This window comes from Micromonospora sp. DT47, assembly GCF_049844475.1.
GTDB lineage: Bacteria > Actinomycetota > Actinomycetes > Mycobacteriales > Micromonosporaceae > Micromonospora.
The window spans coordinates 415,849-430,830 of sequence record NZ_JBNCLC010000002.1; the positions used below are offsets into that span (position 1 = coordinate 415,849).

Genomic DNA, 14,982 nt, shown 5'->3' on the forward strand with positions numbered 1-14,982 from the left:
TCCGGTTCCATGTCCATCCGTCACGGCCTGCTCGCCCTGCTCGAGCGTGGCCAGATGTACGGCTACCAACTGCGGGCCGCCTTCGAGGAGTCGACCGGCTCGACCTGGCCGCTGAACATCGGGCAGGTGTACACCACCCTCAACCGCCTCGAGCGCGACGGCCTGGTCCGGCCGCTGCCGGAAAACGAGGGCGGGCAGCGGCCGTACGAGATCACCGACGCCGGGCGGGCGGACCTGGCGCTCTGGTTCGCCACCCCGATCAGCCGCAACGACCGCCCCCGCGACGAGCTGTCGATCAAGCTCGCCCTGGCGCTGACCACCCCCGGCGTCGACGTCCGGGCGGTGGTGCAGACCCAGCGCAGCGCGACCATGCGGACGTTGCAGGAGTTGACCCGGTTGAAGTACGCCAGCGACCGGCCGGAGGACCTGCCGTGGCAGCTGGTCCTGGACGCGATGCTCTTCCAGACCGAGGCGGAGATCCGCTGGCTGGACCACTGCGAGACGACCCTGGTCCGGCACCGGCCGGCCGGCCCGCCCGGTCCCGCCGCCCGACCGGACGCGGTACGGCGGACCGACGAGGAGGCGCGGCGGTGACGACGGGGAGCGGGTCGGTCCGACGGACCGGGCGGAACCGGAGGCCGGGTCACCCGACCGGGGAGGGCCTGCGGTGAGCGGAGCGGGCGACGCGGTGCTCGACCTGCGCGACGTCCACCGCACCCACGGCACCGGCCCGGCCGCCGTGCACGCCTTGCGCGGGGTGAGCCTCACCGTCCACCCCGGGGAACTGGTCGCCGTGATGGGCCCCTCCGGCTCCGGGAAGTCCACCCTGCTCACCCTGGCCGGCGGGCTGGACCGCCCGACCGGCGGCGAGGTGCTGGTCGAGGGAGAGCCGCTCGGTTCGCTCGACCGCCGCGGGCTGGCCCGGCTGCGCCGCCGCCGGATCGGCTACGTGTTCCAGGACCTCAACCTGCTGGGCAGCCTCACCGCGGCGGAGAACGTCGCGCTCCCGCTCGAACTCGACGGCGTCGGCGTACGCCCGGCCCGCCGGGCCGCGCTCGCCGCCTTGGACGAGGTGGGCCTGACCGGGCTGGGCGGCCGCTTCCCGGACCAGATGTCCGGCGGGCAGCAGCAGCGGGTGGCGATCGCCCGGGCGCTGGTCGGCGAGCGGCGGCTGGTGCTGGCCGACGAGCCGACCGGGGCGCTGGACTCGCAGACCGGGGAGGCGGTGCTGCACCTGCTGCGCCGCCGGGTCGACGCGGGCGCCGCCGGCGTGCTGGTCACCCACGAGGCGCGGCACGCTGGCTGGGCCGACCGGGTCGTCTTCCTGCGCGACGGGGTGATGGTGGACTCGACCGCTCCGCTGGCCGGCGTCGAGCAGCTGCTCTCCGGCAGCGGCCGGTGAGACCGCGGCCGGAGCCGCAGCCGCCGGAGCAGCACCCGCCGGCACCCCAGCGGTCGGAGTCCCCGGCGCCGGAGCCGCACGGGTCGGAGCGGGAGGTGCCGGAACGGCAGGCGCCGGGTCGGCAACGGTCGGAGCGGGCACGCTCGGAGCGGCAGGGGTCGGTCGGACCGGGCCGGGGCGGCCGGCTCGCCGCGGCCCTCGGCTCGTGGCGGGCCGCGCTGCGGATCGCCCGCCGGGAGGCGCGCCGGGCGCGAGGGCGTACCGCGCTGGTGCTGGCGATGATCACACTGCCGGTGCTGGCGCTGACCTTCGTCGCGGTCAGCTACGACATGTCCACGCTCACCCGGGCCGAACGCCTCGACCAACGGCTCGGCGACGCCGATGCCGAGCTGCACTGGGTGGCGCAGAACCCGGTCGTCCAGGACCCCTGGGGGGACACCGTCGTCCCCCGCCGGGATGAGCTGGTCGGGCGGACCCGGCAGGTGACCCCCGCGGAGCTGACCGCGCTGCTGCCGCCGGGCAGCCGGGTCAGCGCGGTGCGCCGGTGGCTCCCCGTCGACCTGCGGGTCGGCGACCGGTTCGAGTCCTTCGACGGCCGGGTGCTGGACCTCACCGAACCGGTCCCCCGTACGCTGGCGCGGCTGCGCGCCGGCCGACCCCCGACCGGTCCGGCCGAGATCGGGCTGAGCGGGCACGCGCTCGACCGGCTGGGCGCCCGGGTCGGCGGCACGGTCACCACCGCGGGCGGTTCCCGCACGTACACCGTGGTCGGGGTGGTGGAGTTCCCGGACGACCTGCGTGACGTGGTCGCGCTGCACCCGGACGCGGCGCCCCCGACCAGCACCGAGTCCGACCAGAGCTGGCTGGTCGACCTGCCGGGGCCGCTCGACGCGGCGCTGGCCGCGCGGCTCAACGCGCACGGGATCCTGGTGGTCGGCCGCACCCCGGTCCCCGGCGCGGCCGACCTCGGCGTCGACGCCGGTCGCACCCCCCTCCCGGACGCGGAGGAGACCAGCACCGCGGTGCTGGTCGGCGGGCTCGGCCTGCTGGAGGTGGTGCTGCTGGTCGGGCCCGCCTTCGCGGTCGGCGTACGCCGGCGCCGCCGGGACCTCGCGCTGGTCGCGGTGGCCGGCGGCGACGCCGTCCACCTGCGCCGGATCGTGCTCGCCGACGGGCTGGTGCTGGGTCTCGGCGGCGCGGCGCTCGGCCTGCTGCTCGGCATCGCCACCGCCTTCGCCGGCCGGCCGCTGGTCGAGCAGTACGTCCTGGGCGCCCGCGTCGGCGGGTACCGGGTCTTCCCCACGGCGCTGGTGGCGATCGCGGGGGTCGCGGTGCTGGCCGGGGTGCTGGCCGCGCTCGCCCCGGCCTGGACGGCCGCCCGGCAGGACGTGGTCGCCGGGCTCGGCGGCCGGCGGACCGTACCCCCGCACCGCCGCCGCTGGCTGGTCGCCGGTGTGGCGCTGACCGTGCTGGGCGCCGCGACCGCCGCGGCCGGGGCACAGCGCACGGTGGCCGTGGTGGTCCTCACCGGGCTGGTCCTCGGCGAGCTGGGGCTGGTGTTCGTCACCCCGACCCTGATCGGGCTGCTCGCCCGGGCCGGGCGGGTGCTGCCGCTGGCGCCGCGGATCGCGGTGCGCGACGCCAGCCGCAACCGCTCCTCCGCCGCCCCGGCCATCTCGGCGGTGATGGCCGCGGTGGCCGGCAGCGTCGCCGTCGGGGTCTACGTCGCCAGCGACGACGCCCGGAACCGGGCGCAGTGGCAGCCCGACCTTCCGCCCGGTCACGTGCTGCTGCGGGCCGACCCGTCCCGCGTCGACGCGCTGCCCCCGGTGTCGGTGATCGCCGAGCGGGTGCACGCCGAACTGTCCGCGGAGAGCATCGTCCGGGTCGACGACCCGGTCTGCGCCGCGCCCCGGCGGGACGACGACTTCTGCACCGTCGCCCCGGTGCTTCCGCCGGAGCGGGCCTGCCCGTACCAGGCGATGGCGTTCCAGTCGGCGGCCACGCGGCGACGGGCCCTGGCCGACCCGCGCTGCCTCCGGTCCACCCACGACCCCGACGGGCTGTACCCGACGACGGTGGTCGACGACGGGTCCGCCCTGCCCGGGCTCACCGGCGCGCCGCCGGAGGAGGTGGCGTCGGCCGCCGCCGTGCTGAAGGCCGGTGGGGCGGTGGTGACCGATCCCCGGTACGTCGTCGACGGCCGGATCACCCTCTCCGCCGAGCGGTCCAACGGCCAGTCGGCGCCGGACCCACCGACCGTCGTCACCGTCCCCGGCCGCCCGCTGCGCGGCGGACTGATGGTCGACCGGCTGGTGCTCTCCCCGGCCGCCGCGGCGCGGCTCGGCCTGATCGGCGAGCAGATGGGGTACGTCGTCGACACCACCGCCGCGCCCGGCGCGGCCCGGCAGGCGCGGCTGGCGGCCGCGCTGCGACCACTCGCCCCGCTCGTGGTCGAGGTGACGCCGGACGCTCCGGAGTCCGGCCGGAATCCGCTGCTGCTCCTGCTCGCGATCGGATCCGGCCTGATCACCGTCGGGGCCGCCGGGGTGGCCACCGGCCTCGCCGCGGCCGAGGGCCGCCGGGACCTCTCCACGCTCGCCGCGGTCGGCGCCAGTCCCCGGCTGCGCCGGGTGCTCTCGCTCTGTCAGGCCGGGGTGATCGCGGTGCTCGGCTCACTGCTGGGCATCGTGGCCGGCCTGGGCTCGGCGGTGATCATCCTGACCTCGGTCAACCGCCAGTACGCCCGGACCTGGCCGGTCGAGCCGCCGTACCCGGTGGTGGTGCCCTGGCCGACCCTCGGCGTGCTGGTGGTGGTGCCGCTGGTGGCGATGCTCGGCGCCGGCCTGTTCACCCGCTCCCGGCTGGCGGCGGAGCGGCGGCTCGACTGAGCGCGGCCACCGCCGCGCCGCCCGGGATCGACCGGAGCTGATCCAGGGGTGCCGTCCGGACCGGCGAACCGGCAGACTGGCGACGTGCCCGTTCTGGGAACCCTCACGCGCCGACTCGGTCACCACGCCTGGTTCGGCGCCACCATGCGACTGCTCGTCCCCGCCGACCGGGCGGTCGGCCGGCTCACCCGGGGCCGCGTGGTCGCGCTCGGGCTGATCCCCTCCCTGGTCATCACCACCACCGGCCGCCGCTCCGGCCAGCCGCGCAGCACCCCGCTGCTCTACGTGCCGGACGGTGACGCGTACGTGGTGATCGGCTCGAACTGGGGGCAGCAGCACCAGCCCGGCTGGGCGATGAACCTGCTGGCGGAGCCGGCGGCGGAGGTGGGCGTCCACGGCCGGCGGGTCCCGGTCCACGCCGAGGTGGCCACCGGCGCCGAACGGGAACGGCTGTGGCGGCTGCTGGTCACCGAGTGGCCGGCGTACCGGACGTACGTCGAGCGGGCCGGTGGCCGGGAGATCCGGATCTTCTGGCTGGTCCCGACCGGCGCCGACCGCTCCTGACCTGGGCGGGTGGACGCCGCCGCCGGTCGGGCGCGGCGAGCCGGCCCGGCGGGTGACCGTGGATAGGGTGGAGTCCGGCGGTACGGCCGGCGCCGGGCGGTGACGCCCCGCGGGCGGGCCGACCCGGCGGGCGACGCGATCGCGGGACAGGGGTGGTACCCGGTGGACCGGAGCGGCACGGACCTGAGCACCGACCCGCACCTCGACGATCCCCGGTGGAGGGTCGCCGAGCGGGTCGCCGAGGCGGCCCGGCGGCGGTTCCCGGCGGACATCCTCGCGGTCGCGGTGCACGGCCCGCTGGCGCACGGCGACGACGACGGCGGTGGCGACGGCGAGATCGGGCTGCTGCTGGTCACCTACCGTCCGGGGAGCGGGCCGACGCCGTCCACCCGCCGGGTGGACGGGGTGCTGGTCGACCTGACCGTGGCCGGCGCCGACGACTACCTGCGGCAGGCCCGCGCGCTCACCGCACTCTGGCCGCTGACCGCCGACCGGTACGTCACCACCACACCCCTGTACGACCCGACCGGCTGGCTGCGCACCCTGCGCGACGAGCACCTCGGCCGGCTGGCCCGGGCCCGCCCGGCGGAGTTCAGCACCGCCGCCCGGCAGGCCTGGTACCGCGGCTCCGCGGCGCAGGCCCGGGCTGCCCGGCTGGCCGAGTGGTACGAGACCGACCAGGCGCTGTTGATGCTCGGCGAGGCCCGACTGGCGGCAGCCACGGTGACCGGGCTGCTCACCCGCACCTATTTCCGGGACCCGGGGGACGCGGTCCGGCGCACCGGGCTGGCCGGGGCGGACATGACCGAGGTGGGCGCGGTGCTGGCCCGGCAGGCCGACGAGCTGGCCGCCCGCGGCCGCCCGGTCGACGGCACCGTAGACGACCTGCTCACCGCCTGACCATCGCCCACCACCGCCCACCACCATCACCCCTCTTTCACGGAAAGAGTGGCCATCCGGCGTGGAATGGCCACTCTTTCGTGAAACTGCGTGGGCGGGTCGGGTCAGCCCACGCCGCCCTGGACGCCGATCAGGGCGCCGACCAGGTACGTGGCGGCGGCCGCGGCCGCGCCGAGCAGGAGCTGCCGCAGGCCGCTGGTCCACCAGGGGCGGTAGGTGAACCGGGCGACGATCGCGCCGGCCACGACGAGCCCCACCCCACCGACGCCGAGCGCCAGCCAGAGGCTGGTGAAGCCCAGCAGGTAGGTCAGCAGCGGCACCAGGGCGCCGACGGAGAAGCAGAGGAACGACGAGACCGCCGCCGTCCACGGGCTGGGCTGCTCGTCGGGGTCGATGCCGAGCTCCTCCTTCACATGCATCCGCAGCGCCTCCTCCGGGTTACGCCGGACCGCCTCGGCGACCTGCATGGCCAGGTCGCGGGGCAGGCCCCGGGCCACCCACGCGTCGGCCAGCTCCCGGGCCTCGGCCTCGGGGTGCCGTTCCAGCTCCCGCCGCTCCTTGGCGACCTCGGCGGCGACCTGCTCGTTGGCCGAGCGGACGCTGGTGTACTCCCCCAGTCCCATCGAGATCGCGCCGGCGACCAGGCCGGCGGTGCCGGTGAGCACGATGCTGCGTGGCGACACGCCGCCGCCGCCGACACCGGCGATCAGGGCGATGTTGGTGACCAGTCCGTCCATCGCGCCGAACACGGCCGGCCGCAGCCAGCCGCCGGAGACGTCCGCGTGGTGCGCCTCGCGCAGCGCCGCCGGGGTCTCGGTCACGGCAGCGTCAGGATCTCGTGGCCGTCGTCGGTCACGACGATGGTGTGCTCGAACTGGGCCGTCCACTTCCGGTCCTTGGTCACCACGGTCCAGCCGTCGTCCCACATGTCGTACTGGTAGGTGCCGAGGGTGATCATCGGCTCGATGGTGAAGGTCATGCCGGGCTCCATCACGTCGGTGGGGCGCGGGCTGTCGTAGTGCGGCACGTAGAGGCCGCTGTGGAAGGACTCGCCGATGCCGTGGCCGGTGAAGTCGCGGACCACGCCGTAGCCGAACCGCTTGGCGTACGACTCGATGACCCGGCCGATCACGTTGATCTGGCGGCCCGGGGCGACCACCTTGATGCCGCGCATCATCGCCTCGTGGGTGCGCTCGACGAGCAGGCGGGCCTCCTCGCTCACCTCGCCCACGCAGAAGGTGGCGTCGGTGTCGCCGTGCACCCCGTCGATGTACGCGGTGACGTCGACGTTGATGATGTCGCCGTCCTTCAGCACGGTGGAGTCGGGGATGCCGTGGCAGATCACCTCGTTGAGGCTGGTGCAGCAGGACTTGGGGAAGCCCTTGTAGCCCAGCGTCGACGGGTAGGCGCCGTGGTCGACCAGGAACTCGTGCACCACCCGGTCGATCTCGTCGGTGGTCACGCCGGGCTTGCTGTGCTCGCCCGCCAACTGGGTCGCCCGGGCGGCCAGCCGGCCGGCGACCCGCATCTTCTCGATGGTCTCCGGGGTCTGCACGTGCGAGCCGCGCCACTCCTGGGGACGCTTCTTGCCCACGTACTCCGGGCGGGCGATGTGGGCGGGGACCGCTCGCCACGGGGAGAGCGTGCCTGGGGTCAGCGGCGCACGGACGGTCATGGCCACAGCCTATCGCCGAGGCCCCGGTGACCCCCGCCACGGCCGGTCCGGACGGGTTGTTGCCGTGGCAACCGGGCTGTGCCATTGTGACTTCGTGGATCAAGGGGGCGCACCTCCCGTCTTCTCCGCGAGCGCGGAGCTCGACGGAGACCACCTCCGCGTCGTGGTGACCGGCGAGGTCGACATGGCCACCGCCGACACGATGCTCTCGACCGCCCTCCGCGAGCCGGCCGACCGGGTCACGCTCGACCTGCGCGCGGTCACCTTCTTCGACTCGGCCGCCATCCACGCGCTGGTCCGGTTGGCCCAGCGCTTCCCGGCGGGGCTGACCGTTCTCCCGTCGCGTCAGGTGACCCGGGTGCTGGAGATCTCCGGCCTGGCCGAGCAGAACTGGCTCCGCCGGGACTGAACGCCGCCGGCGCCGGCGGGCCCGCGGCGGCCGGGCTCAGTCGCGCAGCCGCCGGCGCAGCGTCACTTCCGTGCCCGATCCGGTACGGGTGACCGACAGGTCGCCGAGCGCCTTGATCAGCGTCAGGCCGCGGCCGCGGAAGCCGGCCCCGGTCGACTCGCGCCACTGCCCGCTGTCGCGCACCGTCACCACCACCGTACGGTCCTCGATGGTCACCTCGACGCTGATGGTCGGGTCGGCCGGGGACACCGGGTGCTCGATGGCGTTCGCGGCGGCCTCGGAGACCGCGACGGTGAGGTCGAACAGGTCGTTCTCGCCGACGGCGTGGGCGACGAGGAAGTCCTCCAGCCGCTTGCGCAGCACGCTGAGCCGGGTCGGGTCGGCGGGCAGCCGCAGCGCGAACCGGTTCAGCTCGGCGGCCTCCAGCGCCAGCACCGCGACGTCGTCGTGCCGGGTCCGCTCGACGACCCGCTCGACCACCGCGTCGATCAGGTCGGCCACGTGCTCCCCGCCGGTGCCCGCGTCGGCGCGCAGCTGCGCGAGCGCCGCGTCGATACCGGCCTGCCGGTCCTCGATCAGCCCGTCGGTGTAGAGCAGCAGCCGGCCGCCGGGGGCGAGTTCACCCTCGACGGTGCGGTAGCTGCTGCCGGCGATGGCGCCGATGGGTGGGCCAAGGGCCCGCTCGTGCAGGAACGCCACGTCGTCTCCTCGGATCAGCAGGGGGGACGGGTGACCGGCACTGGCGTACCGCAGCCGGCCGGACCGCGGGGAGAAGGAAAGACAGATCACGGTGGCGAACGACTGCCGCTCGGTGGAGCCGACCAGCCGGTTCAACCGGGTCAGCGACTGCCCGGGGTCGAAGCCCTCCAGCAGGTACGCCCGCAGCCCGTTGCGCAGCTGACCCATGGCCGCCGCCGCCCGGACACCCTTGCCGACCACGTCGCCGATGACGAGCACCACCTCGTCGTCGGCCACGCCGATCACGTCGTACCAGTCGCCGCCGACCTCGACGTCGGTGCTGCTGGGCAGGTAGCGGCTGGCCACCACCGCGCCGGGCAGCTGGGGCAGGGAGCGCGGCAGCAGGCTGTGCTGCAGGGTGGTGGCGATCCGGTGCTCGGCCTCGTAGAGCTGGGCGTTCTCCAGCCGTACGCCGATCAGGCGGGCCAGCTCGGTCAGCGCGGCCTGCTCGGTGCCGTCGCCGTCGTGGCGCCAGACCCGCAGCTCGCCGAGCTGCGCCCCGGTGGTGCCGGTCAGCGGCAGCAGGTGCGACGGCGCGGCCGCGGCCGTACCGCCGCCGTCCGCCTCGTAGCGTGCGCCGGTGGTGCTGACCACCACCCGGGCCGCCTCGGCGAGGGTGAGCGCGTGCCGCGCGGCGACCTGCACCACGTCGGCGGTGGACCGGGCGGTGTTGACCGCCACCGCCGCGTCGGCCAGCGCCCGCAGCCGGCGGATGATCTGCCCGCGCAGCTGGCCCAGCTCGACGTTGGCCCGGACCCGGGCGATCAGCTCCTGCCCGGAGAAGGGCTTGGTGAGGTAATCGTCGGCGCCCACCGAGAGCCCGGCGACCGCCTCGGCGGAGCCGGCCCGGCCGGAGAGCAGCACGATCGGCACGTGCCGGGTGCGCGGGTTGGCCCGCAGCGCGGTGACCAGGCCGAAACCGTCCAGCCGGGGCATCATCACGTCGGTCAGCACCAGGTCGAACGGGGAGTCGACGGCCTGCTCCAGGGCGGCCACGCCGTCCGGCACGGCCACCACCTCGTACGACGGACCGAGCAGCCGGGTGACGTGCTCGCGCAGGTCGGCGTTGTCGTCGGCGAGCAGGATCCGGCCCGCCCCCTCGGCCGCGCCCTCGGCCTCCGCCGGGGCGCCGGGATCGCCGTCGCCGTTCCAGATCGCGGTCTCGGCCACGTAGAGCGGCGCCTGCTGCGACCGGGCCGGCGGCAACCCGGCGGCGGCCACCCGGTCGGGCGGCAGGTGCGCGGAGCCGAACGGGACGTCGACCGTGAAGGTGCTGCCCTCGTCGATCCGGCTGCGGACCTCCACCCGGCCGCCGTGCATCTCGACCAGCTCGCGGACCAGCGCCAGCCCGATCCCGGTGCCCTCGTGGGTACGCGAGCGCACCCCCGGCACCCGGTGGAACCGCTCGAAGACGTGCGGCAGCTCGTCGGGGACGATGCCCACGCCGGTGTCGGTGACCTCGAGCCGGGCCATGCCGTCCACCGCGCGCACCCGGACCCGGATCTCGCCGTCGAAGGTGAACTTCAGCGCGTTCGACACCAAATTGAGGACGATCTTCTCCCACATGTCCCGGTCGATGAAGACCGGCGCGGGCAGCGGCGGGCAGTCGACCACCAGGCGCAGCCCGGCCCGCTCCGTCGCCGAGCGGAAGGTGCTGGCCAGCCGGGAGGCGTAGTCGGCCACGTCGGTGGGCTGGTAGTGGGCGGCCAGCCGGCCGGACTCCAGCCGGGAGAAGTCGAGCACGGTGTTGACCAGCTTGAGCAGGCGCAGCGCGTTGCGGTGCATCACGGTCAGTCGGTCGGTGTAGGACGGGGGCAGCTGCGGGTCGGCGAGCATGTCCTCCAGCGGGCCGAGGACCAGCGTCAGCGGCGTGCGGAACTCGTGGCTGACGTTCGCGAAGAAGTTGGTCTTCGCCCGGTCCAGGGCGGCCAGCTCGGCGGCGCGGGCCCGTTCCTGCTCGTACGCCTGCTGCTGGCCGGCCGCCCGGGAGATCTGCGCCGCGACCAGGTCGAGGAAGTTGCGGTAGTCGTCACCGAGCGGCAGCAGCCGGGAGACGCCGACCACCAGCACCCCGGCGGGCTCGTTGGTCGCGGTGAGCGGCAGCACCAGGGCCCGCTCGGCGACCTCCGGCGGCATCCAGCCGAGCAGGTCGGTCACGTCGATCTCGGCGGCGACGCCGTCGGCGGCCACCCGGGTGAGGACGGCCGGCGGGCCGGCGGGAACGGCGGCGGGGTCGATGCCGCTGACTCCGGCGAGGGTGAGCCGCCCGTCCTCGTCGTAGAGGTGGATCAGGGCGAACGGGACGTCGGCGCTGTGCCCGTCCAGCACCGCCGCCGTGGTACGCCCCAGCTCCGGCATGCTGCCCGCCTCGGCGAGCCGGCCGCCCAGTTCGGCCAAGGCCCGGAGCCGCCGCTCACCGATCACCCGGCCGGTCGTCTCGTTGACGAAGCAGAAGACCCCGGCGACCGTGCCGTCGGCGTCCCGGATGGGGTCGTACGAGACGTCGAAGTAGACCTGCTCGAGGAAGCCGTGCCGGTTGATCAGGAAGGGATGGTTCTCCCCTCGGTACGGCTCGCCGGTCAGCCGCACCCCGTCGAGCAGCGGGCGCAGCACCTGCCAGGTCTCCACCCAGTGCTCGCGGGCCGGCTGGCCGATCACCGCGGGATGCTTGTCACCGATGGTGGGCCGGTAGGCGTCGTTGTAGAGGGCGAGCTGGTCCTCGCCCCAGAACATCACCATCTGGGAGCGGGAGGCGAGCATCATGCTGACCGCGTGGCAGAGCGCCGTCGGCCAGGTGTCGGGGGTGCCGATCGAGGTGGTGGACCACTCCAACTCGCGCAGCCGTCGACCCATCTCGCCGCCGGCGGCGAAGGCCCCGGCCAGCAGCGGCGGGAGGGCCCGGTCACCGGACCGCGAGGACTGATCCCGTCCGTCCTCACCCACCTGGGCCGAGCTCATGCACCCTCCCGCTCCGGCCGTGTTGTCCCCGACGCCTCGGCGATCGCCGGCCGCACCCGCTTTGTACCCCAACGGGTCAGCAACGTAACGCATGTGCCACGTCGGGCGCTGCTTAGCCGCGTCTCATCCTGCCGTCATCTGCCGGAGCGCGCTCGTCGAGGCGGGACGGGACCGTCGGGGCAGCTCAGAAGGCCGGCAGACCGTCGATGCTCACGGCGTTCCTGGTCGCGCGGTAGGTGATCAGGTCCTCGGCGGTGCGCCGGGAGTGTGATGTGAGTAACAGCTCGCGGTCGCCCTGGTAGTCCATCAGGGGGCACCGCGTATCCGCAGGAGTCGCTGACCCGTTCGACGTCGACGCCGATCACGGCCCGGACCGGTTGACGTGCCCGTCCGCCCCGGACGGCGCGGTGGCCACGAAGAAGACCGACTGGGCCTCGATGAAGTCGCGCAGCCGCCCGTCGATCTCCGGATACACCTTCCCCATGCGGGCATCCTCGCACCGTCCGCCGCGTCCCGGGGTGCCCCGTTCCGCCAGCCGGAACGGGGCGCGCCGTCCGGTCAGCCCCGGTTCGGTCAGCCGGAACGCGCGGCCCGGACCAGGGCGGTGACCGGGCGCGGGTCCGCCTCGTTCTCCGGGTGCCACTGCACGCCGAGCAGGAACCGCCGGGTCCGGTCCTCGACCGCCTCGACCACCCCGTCGTCGGCCCAGCCGGACACGGCGAGCCGCCCCGGGTCGGCCACCGCCTGGTGGTGGTACGAGTTGACCCGGTCCACCCCGGCCATCACCGCGCCGGCCAGGCTCTCCGGCGCGAACCGGACGGGATGCGCCCCGTACACGCCCGGCGCGGGGCGGTGCCCGTCGTGGCCGACCACGTCGGGCAGGTGCTGGTGCAGCGCACCGCCGTACGCCACCGCGAGCAGCTGCATCCCCCGGCAGACCCCGAGCACCGGCAGGTCGGCGGCGAGCGCGGCGGCCAGCAGGGTCAGCTCGCCGGCGTCCCGGTCCGGCCGGGCCTCGGTGCGCGGGTCGGGGGGCCGGTCGTACCGCTCCGGGCCGATGTCGGCGCCGCCGGCCAGCAGCAGCCCGTCGAGCACCCCGACCACGTCGGCGTCCACGTCGTCGGGGGGCAGCACCACGGCCCGGCCACCGGCCGCGGTCACCGCCCGGACGTACGCCTGGGGCACCAGCGTCGCCGGGACGTCCCGCCACACCGCCCAGCCGGCCGGCTCGACGTACGCGGTGACCCCGATCAGCGGACGGCTCACAGCGGGGTGACGTACGCGCCGGTGATCCCGCCGTCCACCACGAACTGCGCGGCGGTCATGAACGAGGAGTCGTCGCTGGCCAGGAAGGCCACCGCGGCGGCGATCTCCTCCGGCTTCCCGAACCGGCCCATCGGCACGTGCACCAGCCGGCGGGCGGCCCGCTCGGGGTCGGCGGCGAAGAGCTCCAGCAGCAGCGGGGTGGCCACCGGGCCGGGGCAGAGCGCGTTGACCCGGATGCCCTCCCGGGCGAACTGCACGCCCAGCTCCCGGGTCATCGCCAGCACCCCGCCCTTGCTCGCGGTGTACGCGATCTGCGAGGTGGCCGCGCCCATCAGCGCCACGAACGACGCGGTGTTGATGATCGACCCCTTGCCCTGCCGGCGCATGTGCGGAATGACGTGCTTGCAGCAGAGGTAGACGCTGGTGGTGTTGACCCGCAGCACCCGCTCCCAGGCGTCCAGCCCGGTCTCCAGGATCGAGTCGTCGTCCGGCGGGGAGATGCCGGCGTTGTTGAAGGCCACGTCGACCCGGCCGTGCCGCTCGACCACCCCGTCGAAGAGTTCCCGGACGGCCGTCTCGTCGGCCACGTCCGCGGCGACGAACTCCCCGCCCACCTCGTCGGCGGCCCGCTTGCCGGCCTCGGTGTCGATGTCGACGCAGACCACCCGGGCACCCTCGGCGGCGAACCGCCGCACGGTGGCCAACCCGATCCCGCTGCCCGCCCCGGTCACCACGGCGACCCGCTCGGAAAGACGACCCTGCACGCTGCTCACTCCTCTGTCGCGATGAACACGTTCTTGACGTCGGTGAAGGCGTGCAGCGCGTCCGGGCCCAGCTCGCGGCCCAGCCCGGAGCGCTTCATACCGCCGAAGGGCGTCCAGTACCGCACCGAGGAGTGCGAGTTGACGCTGAGGTTGCCCGACTCCACCGCCCGGGCCACCCGGATCGCCCGGCCCACGTCCCGGGTCCAGATCGAGCCGGAGAGGCCGTACTCGGTGTCGTTGGCGAGCCGGACCGCCTCGGCCTCGTCGTCGAACGGGAGCACCGAGACCACCGGGCCGAAGATCTCCTCCCGCCAGTGCCGGTCGTCCGGTGAGTCGGCGAGCAGCACCGTCGGGGCGTACCAGAAGCCGGGGCCGTCGGGGCGGGAGCCGGTGAAGGCCACCTTCGCGCCGTCGACGTACCCGCCGACCCGGTCCCGGTGACCGGACGAGATCAGCGGCCCCATCTCGGCGGTCTCCCGCGCCGGGTCCTCCACCCGGAAAGCGCGCACGGCCGGTTCGAGCAGCTCCAGGAAGCGGTCGTACGCCGGGCGCTGGACCAGGATCCGAGAGCGGGCGCAGCAGTCCTGGCCGGCGTTGTCGAAGACCGCGTACGGGGCGCTGGCGGCGGCCTTCTCCAGGTCGGCGTCGGCGAAGACCAGGTTGGCGCTCTTGCCGCCCAGCTCCAGGGTCACCCGTTTCACCTGCCCGGCGCAGCCGGCCATGATCCGGGTGCCGACCTCGGTGGAGCCGGTGAAGCAGACCTTGCGGACGGCCGGGTGGGTGACGAACCGCTCGCCCACCACGCTGCCCTGCCCGGGCAGCACGGTGAACACGCCCTCCGGGATCCCCGCCTCGCCGGCCAGTTCGGCCAGGCGCAGCGCGGTGAGCGGGGTCAGTTCGGCGGGCTTGAGCACGACGGTGTTGCCGGCCGCGAGGGCCGGGGCGAAGCCCCAGCCGGCGATCGGCATCGGGAAGTTCCACGGCACGATCACCCCGACCACACCGAGCGGCTCGTGGAAGGTCACGTCCAGCCCGCCCGGCACCGGGATCTGCCGGCCGGTCAGCCGCTCCGGCGCGCCGGCGTAGTAGTCGAGCACGTCCCGCACGTTGCCCGCCTCCCAACGGGCGTTGCCGATGGTGTGCCCCGCGTTGCGCACCTCCAGCAGCGCCAGCTCCTCCAGATGCGCGTCGACCACGCCCGCGAACCGCCGCAACAGCCGCCCCCGATCCCCGGGGCTCACCCCCCGCCACCTCTCATAGGCGGCGGCCGCCCGCCCGATCGCCAAGTCGACCTCCGCCAGCGACGTGCCGGCCACGCTCGCCACGACCTCCCCCGTCGCCGGATTCCGCACCTCAGTCACGCGCCCCACCCTGCCCTCTCCCCCGCGATCTTGCAGATACCGCCCCGACAAATG

The 14,982-nt window shown here is 74.9% G+C and carries 14 protein-coding genes; 6 read left to right on the top strand and 8 right to left on the bottom strand.

Features of this window, described 5'->3' with window-relative positions; all coding sequences use genetic code 11:
* Window positions 1-9 precede the first annotated feature (9 nt).
* The 5 genes from ACLQ2U_RS04545 to ACLQ2U_RS04565 all read left to right on the top strand — a co-directional run bounded on the left by ACLQ2U_RS04545 (window position 10) and on the right by ACLQ2U_RS04565 (window position 5,757).
* Window positions 10-594: a PadR family transcriptional regulator gene (locus ACLQ2U_RS04545; RefSeq protein WP_425749243.1), complete on the top strand. Its 585-nt coding sequence runs from the start codon at window positions 10-12 to the stop codon at window positions 592-594.
* A 73-nt stretch (window positions 595-667) separates the two neighbouring features.
* The gene (locus ACLQ2U_RS04550) at window positions 668-1,402 is read left to right on the top strand and encodes an ABC transporter ATP-binding protein (protein WP_425749244.1); all 735 of its coding nucleotides are present in this window, start codon (window positions 668-670) and stop codon (window positions 1,400-1,402) included.
* Window positions 1,399-4,293, top strand: coding sequence for an FtsX-like permease family protein (locus ACLQ2U_RS04555; RefSeq protein WP_425749245.1), 2,895 nt, complete (start codon window positions 1,399-1,401; stop codon window positions 4,291-4,293). Before ACLQ2U_RS04550 ends, ACLQ2U_RS04555 begins: the two co-directional genes overlap by 4 nt.
* An 84-nt stretch (window positions 4,294-4,377) precedes the next feature.
* Complete coding sequence (locus ACLQ2U_RS04560; protein ID WP_425749246.1) at window positions 4,378-4,857, top strand: nitroreductase/quinone reductase family protein; 480 nt, start codon at window positions 4,378-4,380, stop codon at window positions 4,855-4,857.
* Window positions 4,858-5,019: 162 nt separating this feature from the next.
* Window positions 5,020-5,757, top strand: coding sequence for a nucleotidyltransferase domain-containing protein (locus ACLQ2U_RS04565; protein ID WP_425749247.1), 738 nt, complete (start codon window positions 5,020-5,022; stop codon window positions 5,755-5,757).
* 104 nt (window positions 5,758-5,861) lie between these two features.
* Here the strand turns inward: ACLQ2U_RS04565 and ACLQ2U_RS04570 are convergent, their stop codons facing one another.
* Window positions 5,862-6,578 carry a VIT1/CCC1 transporter family protein gene (locus ACLQ2U_RS04570; RefSeq protein ID WP_425749248.1) on the bottom strand — a complete coding sequence of 239 codons (717 nt, stop codon included), beginning with the start codon at window positions 6,576-6,578 and terminating at the stop codon, window positions 5,862-5,864.
* On the bottom strand, window positions 6,575-7,432 hold the full coding sequence (gene map, locus ACLQ2U_RS04575) for a type I methionyl aminopeptidase (RefSeq protein WP_425749249.1): 858 nt from the start codon (window positions 7,430-7,432) through the stop codon (window positions 6,575-6,577). Before map ends, ACLQ2U_RS04570 begins: the two co-directional genes overlap by 4 nt.
* Before the next feature lie 94 nt (window positions 7,433-7,526).
* Between map and ACLQ2U_RS04580 the strand changes: the two genes are divergently transcribed.
* Window positions 7,527-7,841 carry an STAS domain-containing protein gene (locus tag ACLQ2U_RS04580; protein ID WP_425749250.1) on the top strand — a complete coding sequence of 105 codons (315 nt, stop codon included), beginning with the start codon at window positions 7,527-7,529 and terminating at the stop codon, window positions 7,839-7,841.
* A gap of 36 nt (window positions 7,842-7,877) precedes the next feature.
* Here ACLQ2U_RS04580 and ACLQ2U_RS04585 read toward each other — a convergent pair whose 3' ends face one another.
* The 6 genes from ACLQ2U_RS04585 to ACLQ2U_RS04610 all read right to left on the bottom strand — a co-directional run bounded on the left by ACLQ2U_RS04585 (window position 7,878) and on the right by ACLQ2U_RS04610 (window position 14,928).
* Window positions 7,878-11,537 carry a SpoIIE family protein phosphatase gene (locus ACLQ2U_RS04585; RefSeq protein ID WP_425749251.1) on the bottom strand — a complete coding sequence of 1,220 codons (3,660 nt, stop codon included), beginning with the start codon at window positions 11,535-11,537 and terminating at the stop codon, window positions 7,878-7,880.
* A gap of 184 nt (window positions 11,538-11,721) precedes the next feature.
* Window positions 11,722-11,844: a hypothetical protein gene (locus ACLQ2U_RS04590; protein WP_425749252.1), complete on the bottom strand. Its 123-nt coding sequence runs from the start codon at window positions 11,842-11,844 to the stop codon at window positions 11,722-11,724.
* A gap of 54 nt (window positions 11,845-11,898) precedes the next feature.
* Window positions 11,899-12,021, bottom strand: coding sequence for a hypothetical protein (locus tag ACLQ2U_RS04595; protein WP_425749253.1), 123 nt, complete (start codon window positions 12,019-12,021; stop codon window positions 11,899-11,901).
* An 89-nt stretch (window positions 12,022-12,110) separates the two neighbouring features.
* A complete protein-coding gene (locus ACLQ2U_RS04600; protein ID WP_425749254.1) occupies window positions 12,111-12,803 on the bottom strand; it encodes a gamma-glutamyl-gamma-aminobutyrate hydrolase family protein in 693 nt (230 codons plus the stop codon).
* Window positions 12,800-13,567, bottom strand: a complete 768-nt coding sequence (locus tag ACLQ2U_RS04605) for a 3-oxoacyl-ACP reductase (RefSeq protein ID WP_425749255.1) — start codon at window positions 13,565-13,567, stop codon at window positions 12,800-12,802. Before ACLQ2U_RS04605 ends, ACLQ2U_RS04600 begins: the two co-directional genes overlap by 4 nt.
* A gap of 5 nt (window positions 13,568-13,572) precedes the next feature.
* On the bottom strand, window positions 13,573-14,928 hold the full coding sequence (locus ACLQ2U_RS04610) for an aldehyde dehydrogenase family protein (RefSeq protein WP_425749256.1): 1,356 nt from the start codon (window positions 14,926-14,928) through the stop codon (window positions 13,573-13,575).
* Window positions 14,929-14,982: the final 54 nt, after the last annotated feature.

Coding starts and splice junctions, on each gene's coding strand:
- ACLQ2U_RS04545 (WP_425749243.1), top strand. CDS start 10: ATGTCCATCCGTCACGGCCTGCTCGCCCTGCTCGAGCGTGGCCAGATG.
- map (WP_425749249.1), bottom strand. CDS start 7,432: ATGACCGTCCGTGCGCCGCTGACCCCAGGCACGCTCTCCCCGTGGCGA.
- ACLQ2U_RS04585 (WP_425749251.1), bottom strand. CDS start 11,537: ATGAGCTCGGCCCAGGTGGGTGAGGACGGACGGGATCAGTCCTCGCGG.
- ACLQ2U_RS04590 (WP_425749252.1), bottom strand. CDS start 11,844: ATGGACTACCAGGGCGACCGCGAGCTGTTACTCACATCACACTCCCGG.
- ACLQ2U_RS04595 (WP_425749253.1), bottom strand. CDS start 12,021: ATGGGGAAGGTGTATCCGGAGATCGACGGGCGGCTGCGCGACTTCATC.